The 15,095-nt window shown below is 50.3% G+C and carries 10 protein-coding genes and 1 tRNA gene; 6 read left to right on the forward strand and 5 right to left on the reverse strand.

What is annotated here, in order from left to right:
- Positions 1 to 229 precede the first annotated feature (229 nt).
- The gene (locus WBG78_RS30080) at positions 230 to 700 is read right to left on the reverse strand and encodes a hypothetical protein (RefSeq protein WP_337330253.1); all 471 of its coding nucleotides are present in this window, start codon (positions 698 to 700) and stop codon (positions 230 to 232) included.
- Positions 701 to 800: 100 nt separating this feature from the next.
- Positions 801 to 3,668: a PVC-type heme-binding CxxCH protein gene (locus tag WBG78_RS30085; protein WP_337330254.1), complete on the reverse strand. Its 2,868-nt coding sequence runs from the start codon at positions 3,666 to 3,668 to the stop codon at positions 801 to 803.
- Positions 3,669 to 3,938: 270 nt separating this feature from the next.
- Here WBG78_RS30085 and WBG78_RS30090 point away from each other — a divergent pair, with 270 nt between their 5' ends.
- Genes WBG78_RS30090 through WBG78_RS30100 form a run of 3 tightly spaced genes read left to right on the forward strand, consistent with a single transcriptional unit; the run spans position 3,939 to position 9,741 of the window.
- On the forward strand, positions 3,939 to 5,222 hold the full coding sequence (locus WBG78_RS30090; RefSeq protein ID WP_337330255.1) for a Gfo/Idh/MocA family oxidoreductase: 1,284 nt from the start codon (positions 3,939 to 3,941) through the stop codon (positions 5,220 to 5,222).
- Positions 5,210 to 8,620 carry a family 16 glycoside hydrolase gene (locus tag WBG78_RS30095; protein WP_337330256.1) on the forward strand — a complete coding sequence of 1,137 codons (3,411 nt, stop codon included), beginning with the start codon at positions 5,210 to 5,212 and terminating at the stop codon, positions 8,618 to 8,620. Before WBG78_RS30090 ends, WBG78_RS30095 begins: the two co-directional genes overlap by 13 nt.
- Positions 8,621 to 8,634: 14 nt before the next feature.
- Complete coding sequence (locus WBG78_RS30100) at positions 8,635 to 9,741, forward strand: acyltransferase family protein (RefSeq protein ID WP_337330257.1); 1,107 nt, start codon at positions 8,635 to 8,637, stop codon at positions 9,739 to 9,741.
- Positions 9,742 to 9,943: 202 nt separating this feature from the next.
- On the opposite strand, the gene WBG78_RS30105 is transcribed toward WBG78_RS30100, so the two are convergent.
- Positions 9,944 to 10,906 carry a c-type cytochrome gene (locus WBG78_RS30105; RefSeq protein ID WP_337330258.1) on the reverse strand — a complete coding sequence of 321 codons (963 nt, stop codon included), beginning with the start codon at positions 10,904 to 10,906 and terminating at the stop codon, positions 9,944 to 9,946.
- Positions 10,907 to 11,056: 150 nt separating this feature from the next.
- Here WBG78_RS30105 and WBG78_RS30110 point away from each other — a divergent pair, with 150 nt between their 5' ends.
- Both WBG78_RS30110 and WBG78_RS30115 read left to right on the forward strand, forming a co-directional pair.
- The gene (locus WBG78_RS30110; RefSeq protein ID WP_337330259.1) at positions 11,057 to 12,043 is read left to right on the forward strand and encodes an AraC family transcriptional regulator; all 987 of its coding nucleotides are present in this window, start codon (positions 11,057 to 11,059) and stop codon (positions 12,041 to 12,043) included.
- Positions 12,044 to 12,140: 97 nt separating this feature from the next.
- Positions 12,141 to 13,613, forward strand: a complete 1,473-nt coding sequence (locus tag WBG78_RS30115) for a DUF6600 domain-containing protein (RefSeq protein WP_337330260.1) — start codon at positions 12,141 to 12,143, stop codon at positions 13,611 to 13,613.
- A gap of 294 nt (positions 13,614 to 13,907) precedes the next feature.
- Here the strand turns inward: WBG78_RS30115 and WBG78_RS30120 are convergent, their stop codons facing one another.
- A complete protein-coding gene (locus WBG78_RS30120) occupies positions 13,908 to 14,378 on the reverse strand; it encodes a methyltransferase family protein (RefSeq protein WP_337330261.1) in 471 nt (156 codons plus the stop codon).
- 224 nt (positions 14,379 to 14,602) lie between these two features.
- On the opposite strand from WBG78_RS30120, the gene WBG78_RS30125 reads away from it, so the two are divergent.
- A tRNA-Thr gene (locus WBG78_RS30125) sits at positions 14,603 to 14,675 on the forward strand.
- A gap of 149 nt (positions 14,676 to 14,824) precedes the next feature.
- Here the strand turns inward: WBG78_RS30125 and WBG78_RS30130 are convergent.
- The coding region (locus tag WBG78_RS30130; protein WP_337330262.1) for a hypothetical protein at positions 14,825 to 15,095 on the reverse strand (271 nt) is incomplete at its 5' end.

Genomic DNA, 15,095 nt, shown 5'->3' on the forward strand with positions numbered 1-15,095 from the left:
ATACGGGTGGTGAATCCATAGTTTCCTTCGTTTGCAGCAAATAAAACATAAAAAACGCAGATGGCTTATGTGGGCCGGGCGCTTATTGGATTTATGTGTTGAATGGCTGCGTGGCCCTGCCGCAAAGCGGTTTGAAGTTGACTAAGTGCAGTTAGTCCTTAGTACTTAGTCCTGAGTCCTGAGTCCTGAGTTTCGATACGCGGATAAGTGCCGGTGAATGCACAACTAGTCAGATTTTTCCGCGCATCTGTCCATTAACCAGGTATGTTCCATCCTGTTTGAAGAATATCACCACGCGGCTCACGGGTTGTTTCCCGTCGTCGAGGAGCAGTATGGTGAACTCATAAGCACCAACGTGGTCCTTGATATCATCCGTAAATCCCAGCTCCAGCTTTAATACGGAGTTGGTATCAACCTTCTTGTTGTGGACGACCTTGACGTTGTTTTCCAGCACCCGAACGCGCACCTCGGCTGGTTGTTGCTTCAGTACGCGGAAGTCAAGAAACAAATACGGAAGTTGTCCGGCGGAGTGTGACCTCTCAAATTCCCGTCTGGTTTGATCGAGCTCTACCTTGTTAGGATCGCTCCTTGGACGTTCCTTAAACTGAAAGTTAAGTTTCAATTCGAACTCGTCATTGGGCTTGAAGGGCACCGTGTCCTGCGGGAGTATCGAGGCAAGGACAAACAACAACACATTCATCGCAAAGGTGGGTTAGTGATTTGATGATGCCGCTCAATTGGTATTCAATAGGAATTGCATCGATTGGTAAGTTACCGCTTTGCCGATGACAGATCAATATCTATTTATGCTTTAACAAAAACGCAGACAGATCAGCAAGGTCCTGTTCTGACAATCCGAAAGTTGACGGCTCAGGCATCAGGCTATTTTCCTGGCGCTTGCGGGATGTAACGGTTTCGGTTCTGATGGTGTGGCGGCGGCCGGCAAGGTCCTTTACCACGACCGTTTGAGGCCCGTCGGCAACGAGAAATCCAAAGTAGGAAGTTCCTTCACGTGTTGATACCAGATAGGGCTCATAACCGAAGACAATGCCGGCGCTTGGGTTGACGATCGCATCCAGCAATGCGCCCTGATCATACTTACCACCGATGTGAGACAACTCCGGACCAATATCGCTTCCCACAGCATCAACCTTATGGCACGGCGCACAAGTTTTACCAAAGATGACTTCACCTTTTTTACCGTCGGGTATCAGTTGCGTTATTGCCGGAATGGAATAGGTTCTGCTGACGCCGGGTTTTGTAAAGTAGTGACCTGCCTGTGTGCGGATAGCTATTGAAGGATTCTTGAAGATCTCTGCTTCGATGGCAGGATACAGGGTCTTTGGAACTTTTCCTGCAGCAACCAGATCGATCAGCATTTGAGCACCGGTCTCGTCGCGCGCCATGTCGCGGGCGTTCCACTTGCGTTCGTCCAGTGGCAGCTCCTCGTTGGTAACTTTCTTCAATCTTACGGTCATGTCGGCGATGCGCTTCTCCGTTTCAGGATCGATGCCGCTCTTCTGCCAGTCGATCAAATCGACCCAATCATTGCTTTGCTTAAAGGCCAGCCAGTATTTGGCTTCTGATGCGACCTGCGGGATGCCCGACGCCGCCAAATCAAGCATTGCGTGTACCGACTGCGTTGTATTGATGTAGCTCAGTGCTGTCAACGCCTTTGACCGTTCACTTTCCGGGAGCGTTGACGCGCCGGCCCGGGTCTTCAGATCGGGAACGAGCCAGGCCGGATGCAGCCGCCAGGCGAAGGCTGCTGTCCTCGCATTCCAGTGAAGCGGGTCACTACCGATCACGCCCTCATCGGTCATGGATTGATAAAAATCAGTGCCGTGATCACCGGAGGCGGCAGCGATTGATTCGATGTACCACGGGTCTGTTCCACTGCTGGTCTTCGCAAGACTCACAAGCAATGGCTTCGTTTTCTCATAGCTGATATCACGCAACGCAACGGCTACCTCACGGCGCACAAATGCCGACGAATCAGCGGCTAATTTCGTTGCCAGAGAAACAACATCCTCCTGGCCAGCACACAACGCCCTGAAGGCTACCGCTCTCAGCGCGCTTACAGGCTGTGATAAGAAGGCCTCAACCTTTGCACGACCCTTCGGTCCCATTCTCGAGAGCAGCCATAGCGCGCGCGCACGAATGAACTCATCGTTGTTTTCCAAAAGCGGCGTGATCTGCGATATTGCCTCTTCGCCGTGGCGCACCAGCATGCTCGCGGCATATGCTCTTACATTTATCGCAGGATTCTGAAGCGCCTCTATCAGACCTTCCACTCTGGTCGTATCGAGGTCCGGCCTCGACGGATTCTTTCCTTTAGGCTTAATCCGATATATTCTTCCATATCCCGTGCTGTCTCCCATCTGATGGCCACCCACAACAGGATCGTACCAATCGGCTACGAACAATGTGCCGTCAGTTCCCACTGCGATATCACTTGGCCTGAACCATTTGGTTTTGTCACGGTTCTGCGCCGTGTCATTCCAAACATAGAGTGGATTGTCAGCTGCCAGTGACGATACAAAATTCATTCTGCTATCAAGACTAAATCCCGATTGCTGGCGCTTTGGGTTATATGAGAAAACAACATTGCGCCCGGCGTCTGCGCTGAACAACATACCCTTGTATTTTTCTCCCAGTGCATCTCCTTCATAACGCATGATTCCGGTAGGCGCACCCGCTCCGCTCCTGTCGCCTGCAAGCATTACACCCGGATCATCCTGGTGCCAGTGCGCCGTGAAGATATCCTGCCAGGGACGATGATCTGCCTGCCAGTAACGCGTTCCATCATTACTAAAATAACCTGCATTCCCTCCTTCGGGTAGCCATGACGTTCGACAGGCAACAACCTGGTCGTCATTATCATTCTGCCACAGGTTGCCATAAGAATCTATAGCGGTTTCATAACTGTTTCTGAAGTTATGCCCCATCACTTTCAGACCTTTTCCATCCGGCGCAATGCGTAAACAAAGACCTCCTACCCACACGCGGCCGTCGTCGCTCTTCATGTTGCCCTGGTTGACTTTATTGTAAGGCGTTCCCCCGGTATATAAACTCCCTGACCTCAACGTCCAGCCGGCCTTGTCTTTAACGACGTGAGGACCTGCATTACCGGTATTGAAATACCAATTGCCGTCAGGTCCTTCCACCACGGCATGCAATGAATGGTCGTGATCGTAGCCTCCAAAGCCTGTTAAGAATATCTCTTTGCTGTCGGGAACATCATCACCATTGCTGTCGGTGTACACGATAAGACGAGGCGAGCATGACACGATAACTTTGCTGCCAATCACTGCGATGCCCAGCGGTGAGATCAGGTCTTTATCCTGAATGAATACTTTTGAAGATTCGGCACGTCCATCCTGATCGCGATCTTCCAGAATAACAATACGATCGCCTTTACTATGATGAAGCGCTTTCGTTGAGTCGTTGTTAAAGTTTCGATAGTTCACTGCTTCAGCAACCCACACGCGTCCGCGGAAGTCAACATCAATGTTGGTAGGATTATAAAACATCGGAGACTCGGCCCACAATGTTGCTTCGAGATCATCGGGTAAATGCAACTCAGGAACGGGCACTGTTCGGTCACGATTACAAGCCGCCAGAATGATAAACAGTGATGCGGCTAAAGCATATAACGATCTCATCATGAGTTTCGCGATTCAAAAAAACCATCGGGTAAAGTAGTGAACAAGGTATCAACTTGAGCCGTAAATTCATAGACAGATGATATTGCGTATTTCAGGACGCATATTGCGGCGAACGTGGCAGGCTGCTAATGGCAACCATAGCTGTGCCTGTGTGCGAAGGCCGAACGGCCAACGAATTATTCAAAGTTGTTTTAAATCATGACATAAATATTCTTATTGCGCTATCTTAAAGCTGAACAGTGTCAGTTTAATTTAACCCCTAACCTATTCATGAAACCATCACGAACCCAGTCGCCGTCATCACTCAGCAGGCGCAAGTTCATCAAGGCGACAGCGTTGGCAGTTGCCGGCTTCAGCATAGTTCCCCGACATGTATTGGGCAAAGGATTCCTACCTCCAAGCGATACCCTTACCAAAGGGATAATCGGCGTCGGTGGCATGGGCCGCGGACATATTCCTTATGAAGGCACTCGTGTCGTCGCCATGTGCGATGTCGACAGCGTTCACCTTAAAGAAGCAATTGCTCTTGCTGGCGGAACACCGCGCGGGTACCACGACTTCCGCGAACTGATCGCTCAGCCTGACATAGACATTGTTCACATTGCAACGCCGCCTCACTGGCATGGTATCATGTCGGTTATGGCAGCACAGGCGGGCAAGGACGTATGGTGCGAGAAACCAATGACGCGCACCATCGGTGAAGGAAAGCGTGTGGTGGAAGCCATGGCTCAGTATGGTCGCATGTTCCGGTTGAACACCTGGTTCAGATTCAAGGACAACTTCTATGGAATGGGCACTACCGTGCAGCCAATTAAAAAACTTGTTGACAGCGGCGCGCTGGGATGGCCATTGAAAGTCACCATTAGCGGTGTTACTGGTTTCAACTGGAAATTCTACTGGGTCGGTAAAGACAACCTCGCGCCTGTGCAGGTTCCCGAACAACTTGACTACGACATGTGGCTTGGTCCCGCGCCTTACAAACCATATAACCCGCATCGTGTTCACAGTACGTTCAGAGGCTATTGGGATTACGATGGCGGTGGTCTCGGCGATATGGGCCAGCACTATATCGATCCTGTTCAGTATTTCCTTGGGAAAGATGACACAAGTCCGGTGCGCGTGGATGTTGATGCTCCTCAGCAGCATGATGACGCCGTTGGCACATGGAGACGTATAGAGTTCACCTATCAGGATGGTTGCAAGATCGTTCTGGATGGAGAAAATAAGGATTTGAATGCGCCTTATATCGAAGGACCGAAAGGCAAAGTATATCGCGGATTCAGGTCTGATATTCCAAACGTGATGAAGGTGATCGATTCGATGCCTGATCCTGTTACACAGGTAGGACTTTTCAGCGACTCTGTGAAGACGCGTTCTAAGTTCGCATTGAATGAGATCAACGGTCATCGTTCCGCCACTATTGTAAACATGGGAAAGATCGCCCTGCAACTGGGCCGGTCGTTGGAGTTCGATCCGGTGAAGCAGGTATTTATCAATGATGATGCCGCCAACAGGCTCATCGATCAGCCGATGAGAGGACCATGGAAAATCTAACTAAGAAGAGCATGATCTTGAAGAAGATAAAAGCCGCGGCCCTTTGCTGCCTCGTATATATAAGTGCTCTCGTTGCGCTACCTTCCGGGCTACACGCACAGGATGCTCTCACAGCAGTCCTGGAGCAATTGCCTGCCAGCAACGCAAAAGATGAACAGCGTTTGTTTAAGGAGCTGATGGCATCCGGAGAATCGAACCTCAGCAAGCTCACGTCGCTGGTAGTCCCAAATGGACAGAACAAAGGTGTGAAGCCGCGCTACGCCATATCTCTGCTTACCCATACCGTTGCAGACGCGGGTCAGAAGAAAGTTCTTGAAAACGTATACCTCGGCGCAATGGCTGATGCGAAGGACGATGAGGTAAAACAATACTTTCTGACTAATCTGAATCTTGTAGCATCAGATGCGTCGATCGACAAGGTGAAGCCATTGCTTGCCAGCAAATCGTTAGTTGATCCGGCGATTGGATTGCTCGTGACGATCAATAGCGAGGCATCAAAGCAGGCACTGCTTGCTGCACTTCCCTCCGCTTCGGCCGATGTACAGCCAAAGCTGATCAAGGCACTGGGATCTTTGCGATATGCGCCAGCAGCCACCCCGTTGGCGTCGCTGGCAACCAGCCAGGACCAGGAAATAAAGAGGCAGGCGTTGTGGGCACTGGCGAGAATTGCAGACCCGGCTTCCTCTAATACTCTGCTCACGCAGGCTCAGCAAGTAAAGTTTAAAGCTGAAAGCACTGAAGCTGCAAAGTCATTGGTTGAGTACATGCGCGGACTTTCGGTTGCCAACCCTTCGGCTGCAGCTGACCTTGCACAGAAGGTCCTTGCAAGCACTGATGATCCATCACTGCAACATATTCGTCTTGCTGCACTCGGGGCTTTGGTAAAGGGGTCGCCCGATAAAGCAACGAAGGTGCTGATCGCAGAATCAAAGAAGTTTGATACAGAATATCAGCGCGAAGTGCTGAAGCTGTCAGTGCCGACGGCTATCTCCGGCGAAAAGTCGTGGATGAAAGAATACAAGGCAGCCAAGGGCGCTCGCCAGGCAGATCTGCTTAATCTTCTCGCCGACGCGAGACGAGGCAATGCCGCGGCTCAGGAGACATTCTTCGACGCTCAGGTTGTGCCTGCATTGAAAAGTACATCAGCAGAAACGCGTATGGCTGCAGCTGAACGACTCACACTCGGCAGGAACAAGAAGTACATCGCGCCATTGCTTGATTACCTCATGAGCTCTGCCGATGCAATGGATATTCAGGCAGCATCGTCGGCGATCAGCAAGCTCGCTTCCAGGGAAGATGGCAAAATCATTGCTCAAAAGCTTTCAGCAGCTGATGATGTTCACAAGATCGCATTGATCAGGCTACTCGCAGGCAAGCGCTCCACAGACCAGTTTGAAGATGTGAAAGCATTGACAGGTGCATCAGGCGACAGCGTGAAAATCGCTGCCTACCAGGCCTTGCCAAAGGTTTCATCTTCGGGCAATGTCGACGCGCTGCTGAAGCTGTTGTCGACTACAGCCAATGAGGCGCGCGTACAGGACGTTCAGTCTGCGCTTATAGCCTCCGTCGATGAAAAGAGCGCAAGTGCCGTTTTAAAAGCTTATGAGAGCGAGCCCCTGAAGATCATTCCGGTACTTCCTTACACTCCCGATAAGAATGCATTGACAAAAGTACTTGCAGCATTCAGCTCCGGCGATGGCGCACAAAAGCAGGCTGCCTTTACCGCGCTTACCAACTGGCCCGACGAAAGTTCAGTCCGGGCTCTGATGAAGATTCTGAAAGATCCTTCGCTTCAATCCTATCACAATGCAGCGAGCGAATCAATTCTGTCGCACGTTGTAAAGTCAAACCTTCCGGACGATCAGAAGTTATTGCTTGTGCGCGAGGTGATGTCGACTTCAACAGATAAGAAACAGAAGGCAGCAGCACTTCGTGCCGCCGGAAGTATCAGGACATTCCTCTCCCTTGTATTTGTGTCGGAGTATCTCGATGATCCTGAACTTGGAAGCGTCGCCAGCCGCTCGGCGATGACTGTGGCGCTGCCTGCTTCCGATGGTCGCGCGGGCCTTAGCGGGGTTGAGGTGCGTAAGATCCTGAACAGAATGGCCGACAAACTTACCGGTGGTGACAGTCAGTACGAGAAGATCGACATCATGACTTACCTTGAAAAGATGCCGCATGTGATCGGCTATGAGTCGATCTTTAATGGCAAAGACCTCGGCGGATGGCAGGGACTTGTTGAAGATCCCATCAAACGCTCGAAGATGACTGCAACTGTGCTGGCTAAGAAACAACAGGAAGCCAACGCCAAAGTAAGCAAGAACTGGAGCGTGAAGGATGGCATGATCGTGTTCCAGGGCGATGGTGCCAACCTCTGCACTATACGCAAGTATGGCGATTTTGAAATGTACGTCGACTGGAAGATCTCGAAGAACGGCGACAGCGGGATCTACCTCAGAGGATCTCCCCAGGTGCAGATCTGGGACACCACACGTCGTGATGTTGGCGCACAGGTGGGTTCAGGTGGACTATACAACAATCAGAAAGGCGCCAGCAAACCCTCAACCGTCGCCGACAATCCTATTGGCGAGTGGAACACCTTCCATGTCAGAATGATCGGAGAGCGCGTTTGGGTTAAACTGAATGGTGTCCTTGTGGTTGACAGCGTTGTGCTCGAAAACTACTGGGACCGAAGTCTTCCAATCTTTGCCGAAGAAGCAATCGAACTTCAGGCGCACGGAACTGATCTTGCATTCCGGAATATCTATGTAAAAGAACTTAACACTAAACCGTACCAGGTAAGTGCTGAAGAACAAAAGGCCGGATTCAAACCGCTGTTCGACGGTAAGACATTAGACAACTGGATTGGCAACAAGACCGACTATGTTGTTGAAGGCAACACGATTGCTTTATATCCTGGCGAAAAGAGCCACGGCAACCTTTATACTGAGAAAGAATACTCTGACTTCACTATGCGCTTTGAGTTCCAGCTTACTCCCGGCGCGAACAACGGTCTGGGTATACACGCGCCGCTTGAAGGTGATGCCGCCTACGTGGGAAAAGAATTACAAATCCTCGATAACACCTCACCACAGTACGCACAACTCCAGCCCTATCAGTACCATGGCTCTGTGTACGGAATACTCGCAGCTAAACGCGATTACCTGAAGCCTGTTGGTGAATGGAATGAGCAGGAGGTTTATGTAAAGGGAGATCATATCAGGATAACGCTTAACGGAACCGTTATTGTTGATGGCGATCTGAAGAAAGCTACCGCCAACGGTACGGCTGATCACAAAGATCATCCCGGGCTGCAGCGCCATTCAGGACACATAGGATTTTTAGGGCACGGCTCGGTGGTGCGCTTCAGGAATTTAAGAATCAACGAAATCAAGTAAAGTACTTCAATAACATGGCCTCAAGTGCACCAACGCAACGCCTGTACTCGCTCGACGCTCTGCGCGGCTTCGACATGTTCTGGATCATGGGCGGTGAAGAAATCATTCACTCGATCGCAAAAGTAACCGGCTCTTCCTTTTTCGAAGGCTGGGCCAATCAGCTAACACACCCCGCGTGGCACGGCTTCCGTTTCTATGATCTCATCTTTCCATTGTTCCTCTTCATGGCGGGTGTTGCTACCCCCTACTCGACTGAGCGTGAACTGGAGAAGGGTAAGACGCGTCAGCAGATCATGATGAAGGCTATACGCCGCGGACTCATTCTTGTATTGTTCGGCATCATCGCCAACAATGGACTTGAACTCAAGCCAATTGCCGAGATGCGCTTTGGCAGCGTGCTCGGCCGCATTGGCCTTGCGTATATGTTTGCCAACATCATCTACCTCTATACAAAGGAACGCGGACAGATCATCTGGTTCTGGGCGCTGCTGCTTGGGTATTGGGGATTGATCCTCATCGGTCACGCGCCAGGCTATGCTGCGGGTGATCTCACCATGGAAGGAAATATCATGTCGTATATCGATCGCAGCATCATGCCAGGTCATTTGTACCTCGGCATTCACGATCCCGAAGGTGTGATGTCTACCATTCCTGCGATCAGTACAGCATTGCTGGGCATTTATGCAGGACGTTTGCTGAAGAACACTTCGTTCTCCATGCCGCGCAAGGCCGCTCTCCTGGAGATCATGGGTGTTTCGGCTCTCGTTCTGGGAGGTCTCTGGAACTTTGTGTTCCCCATCAACAAAAACCTCTGGACGAGTTCCTTTACCCTCTGGGTTGGTGGATGGAGCCTTATTCTCCTCGGCATTTTCTACTACATCATCGACATTAAGGGATACCGGAAGTGGGCCTTCTTCTTCAGTGTGATCGGCATGAACTCGATACTGATCTATATGTCGCCGAACTTTATCAACTGGTCTTTCACGACCGAGGCATTGTTCAAGTGGCTCATCCAGCTTTCAGGCGATCTGGGTTCGGTAACCTTTGCCATCTGCTTTGTTGGTGTCGAATGGTTGTTCCTCTATTTTATGTATCGCCAGAAGTTGTTCCTGCGCGTTTAAAATCATTTCGCATTGAGCGAGCCTGAACTGTAATGGGCTTGACCCTGATGTAAAGAAGGCAGGATTGAAATCATCAACTTCAATCCTGCCTTTTCTCTGGACTTATCCTACTGTGAAGCACCTACGTTATTGCATCACGCCCTAGTTTCCGGTAGTTTAATGGGCTCAGGAACGTATTCCACTCAGGACTCAGGACTCACGACTATCTCCCACTTGCCTGGTGAGCGGGCTCTGTTGAGGGCGCTGGCTTAAATGTGGTCTGCACTACGTGATTCGATGGTTCAAGCGACTGCAGGAAGTTATAGATCGCCTTGAGGTCAGACTCCGACATTTCCTGAAAGTTTTCCCAGGGCATTGGCGTTTCCTCCATCAGCTTGCCGGCACGGAAGCGACGTTCAAATACCTCGTAGTTCCATTTAGCAATGCGCCCGACGGTATCGTTTGGAGTGATGTTCGGTGAAATGAAGGTTCCGTTTTCCGTCTTCCACTCGTTGCCACCGCCGAACGGATCTCCTTCATATCCACCTGCAGCGCCGCGACGTGTATGGCATCCGTTACAGTTTGCAACCGTATAGGCCAGGTACTTTCCATAGGCCGCACTTGAGTCCGGCTTAAGGTGTGAAACCTCAGCTTCCACCGGTCCAATGACGAATCGCATGAGCGCCTTGCCAAGAATATTGATATCGTGTTCAGGTACGGCATTTCGCACAGGCTTCATCGTACGCATGTAGGAAACTACTGCCGTCAGGTCTTCGTCCGACATAGAATTAAAAGGCATGATTCCCACCAGTGCGTTCTTGTTGTGATCTACATTATACCGAAGCGCCTGCGCCAGCTCCTCATCGGTCCAGGCACCGACGCCGGTAGCATTGTCGGAAGTGATGTTGGGCGTATAGATATCCCCGAATGGTGTTTTGAACGCATAGCCACCAATGAGCGGTTCACGAGGCCCGAGCTTCTTCATGGAATCGGGCATATGACAGTGATAACAATGGGCCTGGCCGTTCACGATATACTTTCCCCGCGCAACAATGGCCGAGTCAGTGCTGGCTTTGATTCCTGTAACCGGCACGTCGAACTTTCGTTTAAAGGTCAATTGAATGTAAATTGCAAACAGAGATAACAGGCAGACGATGATCATCGCCGCGCGCTTTAAAAGTCTCATGTAGTTTTAAATGGTTAGTTTGTTGGGGAGTGGCATCGTCAGATCACGTGACCTGCCTGCCGGTTCCTGATGAATACGAACGAAGATGTTTCACCGGCGGTGGAGGAATGATGCCGGTAGTTCACGACATAAAATGACGGAATACGACACATGCAGTTTCAAATATCAATCCTGAGGGGACTCATCTATGGCGCCGTTGATCATGGTGCAGATTTAAATGAACTATGCCGCCGCGTGGGCGTTACACCAGAGCAGCTGAACAATGGAGAAGAAATGGTGGACTGGCAGCCCGATCCATCCCGCGACTTCTGGACAAATGCTGTCGAGATGACTAGAGATCCGCTCCTGGGTCTTCACCTGGGCGTACATGAAAGTGCCGCCAATAATTTTGGACTTCTTGGGATGCTTGCGCGCAGTTGCCGCACCGTGGGAGAAGCGGTTCGCACGATTTGTCAATACAATGAAACGATCTCGACCGTGGTGAAATATGGATTCGAATATGAAGGTGATTATGCGATATTTACCATGCAGCCTGTCACCTTATGGGAACAATACAACGAGAGCAGTGCACGACAGGCAGCAGAGATTTCCCTCTCTTCATTCTGTCAGGCATTCCGATCCCTTACTTTCAACAGGGCCATACCCGTGCGTGTGGAAATCAAATACAGTGAGCGCGAAAAGAATGAATACGAACGAGTTCTCCGGGCGCCGGTAGTATTTGGCGCTTCGCGCAATGCGCTCGTTATGCGACGCCGCGATATGGATTTGGAGCTGACTTCGCATGACGAATCTCTCCGAAACGTTTTCGAGTCGCTGCTTACGGCCAAAAGGACGATGATGCGCGAAAAGACCGGCCTTGTCTATCGGATCAGGCAACTCCTGGTTGAAGAGTTCCGGGGACAAATTCCTACCATTGAAGAAATATCTTCGCAATTAAGCATGACTCCCCGCACCCTTCAGCGCAAGCTTGCCGAACAGGGTACCTCATTCCGGACTGTTTCCCTGCAGTTCAGAAAGGACCTCGCCGAACAGCTTTTTAAGGCGGGCACAGCCCGTAAGCAGCGCGTGGCCAGCATGCTGGGTTATGCCGATGCGGACACGCTCCGACGGGCAATCAAGGCCTCTGGCGCCGTTTAAACGTCAATTGTAACGTCACCTCTACCCGCTCTGCTCCCCTGTATAATCTGGCATAGTTTTTACTTCTTTCTAAGCGGTAAATAAGTGTTTTACAGCTATGAGAAAGGTTTGGAGTAAATGGTTGGCTGTAGCAGTGTTTGCCGTCGGTACGATGGCAGCAACTGTGACACATGCACAGGGAAGTGTTTCACTTCAGGTTTTTTATGATGAGCTACAACCCTACGGAACGTGGGTCGACCACGGCCGCTACGGATATGTGTGGATGCCAAATGCGGGGGCGGATTTCGTTCCCTATGGAAGCAATGGCTATTGGGTACAAACGTCCTATGGCAACACCTGGGTATCAAATTATAACTGGGGATGGGCACCGTTTCACTATGGACGATGGTTTTATGACGACTTCTACGGATGGCTCTGGGTTCCGGACACCACATGGGGTCCGGCCTGGGTAACGTGGCGCAGCGGTGGCGGCTATTATGGCTGGGCGCCCCTGATGCCTGGTTTGTCTGTCAGCATGAGCGTGGGGTACTACAGTCATATCCCGAATCATTATTGGAATTTCGTCCCCTACCGCTATGTGATGTACCGCCAGGTGTACAGGCACTGCGTTCCCCGTACAACGGTGGTCAACGTGATCAACCATACAACAGTAATTGTGAACAACAACTACTACGGTGATAATAATCACAACAACGGGCGGGATAGACGCGATCATGACGGTGCATACTTTACCGGTCCTTCAAGGTCCGAGGTGGAGAAACGAAATGGCGAACGCATTCCTGTCTACGAAGTACATGACAGAAACGCTCCGGGCCGCACAGATGTGAGCCGAAACTCAGTAAGTCTGTACAAGCCTGCGGTAGATCATGAAACAAGAACCCGCGCTCTTCCTTCGGAATTTACCCGCGACAATGAACAAGGTCGTGAGGCAATTCAATCCCGCAGGCAGTCGCAGCAAGGTTCCGGAACTTATAATGATTTCCGTGATGCGCAGCAGAGAGGTGAGTTAGGAAACAGACGCGAGTCGCTGATGGAATCACCGCGCAGAAGTGACGATCGTAATAGTGAAGAAATTCGGGATATAGAAAGTCTTCGCCGTGGAACGCCATCACCTGACAGCAGAGACTTCCGAAATGAGAACAATAACCCTGTTAACAGGACGCTTGATCGGGTCCAGCGCGACAGAGAGTTCAATGATGTGCAGCGGGAACGTGAATTGAATCAGCAACGCAGTCAGCAAAGAGATGTTGAAATAAGACGACGTTCCAATCGCGATGAAGAGTTTAAACAGTTTGAAGAACTGCAAAAGTCACAAATGCGACAACAGGAACAGCAGGAGCGGCAAATGCGTCAGCGCTCTTACGAGCCATCGCAGGATCGTCAGCCACGTCAGCGATCATATGAGCAGTCTCAGGATCGTCAGCCACAACAGCGGTCCTATCAGGAGGTTCAGAGAGGGGCACCGGCGCGCGAGCGGAGTCAGTTTCAACAGTCGTCTCCGTCGCGCGGACAGAGGGTGGCTCCGGCGCAGCAGCAGCAGAGAACGGGGAGTCGGACGAGATCGAACTAGTACGGGCGTGGACGCAATTAAGAATTAAGAATTAAGAGTTAAGAATTAGCTGCCACGACCTACGGTCGTGCTCTGTAAACTGTCCAGCTAATTGCAAGTAAAATTAGATAGAAAGTGGTAGTGAGTGTTTCAGGAGAAGTAACAGCAATTGTAAGTAGTATAGTTGCCAATCGAATAAGTGTAGTGTAGTAGTAATAGGATGTGTTTAGTAGTTAATGAAGTGCATAGCCCTCGGGTTGTGCACTTTTTTTTTCGCTACATCGTGTTTAGTAAACAATGCCACATCCGTACCCGTTAGAGCCATCGCCTCACGTTCTTCCTATAGGTGTCGTAGTCCTCTCCAAAGTCTTTTCTAAGCCTTGGCTCTTCAAAAGCGATGACGTAGATGTTGAAGGCGGCGAAGACGACAATAGCATAGATCCACACGCTTTGCTTTTGCAAAAACAGTGAGTCACCGAGTAGCATAAGAGACACACCGACGTACATCGGATTGCGCGAGTAACGATAGAGTCCTGACACAACAAGCTTCGTTGTTGGATCGGCGGGAGAAAGCGTACCAGCTCCGCGTGTGGCAAAACTATAGATGCAAGCCAGTGTGATCACGCTTCCAATAGTGAACAATATCAAACCGGCCCAGGACTGAGTATTCCAGGTTTCATATGCAGGTAAACCCACTGCAATCCACCATGGAATAACCACAGCGACCATTCCGGGTTGAAGGATCGTGAAGAACAGGTTGCGCCAGATGTAATTGTGGTGCCTCATGACGGTCAAGTGAGTTTGAACTCTTCGGTTTGAACAAGTTAAGCATGAGAATGTTATGCAATAAGAGACCCCGAACGGATGGCATCAAACAACAAACGGATAAACGATTTGTGCCCGAGAGTTTGGTAAAATGCTTTCTTGCTTTATTTTTGCACCTCTATTCCAAAAGCCAGGCACGGAAGGTGTCGAAATCGGGCAGATTTCAGGGTTTTTAAAAAGGAATTGCCTCCTTAGCTCAGCTGGTAGAGCAACTGACTTGTAATCAGTAGGTCGTTGGTTCGATTCCGACAGGGGGCTCTTGATAATCAGGCAGTTACGTAAAGTGACTGCCTTTTTTGTTGTCCGCATGGCAAACTTTTGGCAAACAATGTTGCTCTTTAGGTATTCCCGTTCATTCACAGGTTGCAACGCAATTGCCACCATTTTACTGTTGACCGCAATACACACTACAGGTCGAAAGATTGATGCCCCGAAAACTTATTGCTTGTAACCGATGAGATTGAGCCAGCCGAGGAAACCATTGAAAAAATTGAAGGCAACTTTTTAGGTGTTGGTTTGTTAAAGAAATCACTAATCCCGTAAACCGCATTTGTAGAATGCACATCAAACCCCATTGAGTTTATTGCTTGTACTGAATGTGGGCCGGGAATTTTGACAGTTTGTAAATATAGTTTGGCTCGATGAATTTTGTTTCGTTGAACCAAAACGGAAGCAGGC

Source organism: Chryseolinea sp. T2 (assembly GCF_037203685.1).
In the GTDB taxonomy this organism is placed as follows: domain Bacteria; phylum Bacteroidota; class Bacteroidia; order Cytophagales; family Cyclobacteriaceae; genus Chryseolinea.

Coding starts and splice junctions, on each gene's coding strand:
- WBG78_RS30080 (WP_337330253.1), bottom strand. CDS start 700: ATGAATGTGTTGTTGTTTGTCCTTGCCTCGATACTCCCGCAGGACACG.
- WBG78_RS30085 (WP_337330254.1), bottom strand. CDS start 3,668: ATGATGAGATCGTTATATGCTTTAGCCGCATCACTGTTTATCATTCTG.
- WBG78_RS30090 (WP_337330255.1), top strand. CDS start 3,939: ATGAAACCATCACGAACCCAGTCGCCGTCATCACTCAGCAGGCGCAAG.
- WBG78_RS30095 (WP_337330256.1), top strand. CDS start 5,210: ATGGAAAATCTAACTAAGAAGAGCATGATCTTGAAGAAGATAAAAGCC.
- WBG78_RS30100 (WP_337330257.1), top strand. CDS start 8,635: ATGGCCTCAAGTGCACCAACGCAACGCCTGTACTCGCTCGACGCTCTG.
- WBG78_RS30105 (WP_337330258.1), bottom strand. CDS start 10,906: ATGAGACTTTTAAAGCGCGCGGCGATGATCATCGTCTGCCTGTTATCT.
- WBG78_RS30110 (WP_337330259.1), top strand. CDS start 11,057: ATGCAGTTTCAAATATCAATCCTGAGGGGACTCATCTATGGCGCCGTT.
- WBG78_RS30115 (WP_337330260.1), top strand. CDS start 12,141: ATGAGAAAGGTTTGGAGTAAATGGTTGGCTGTAGCAGTGTTTGCCGTC.
- WBG78_RS30120 (WP_337330261.1), bottom strand. CDS start 14,378: ATGAGGCACCACAATTACATCTGGCGCAACCTGTTCTTCACGATCCTT.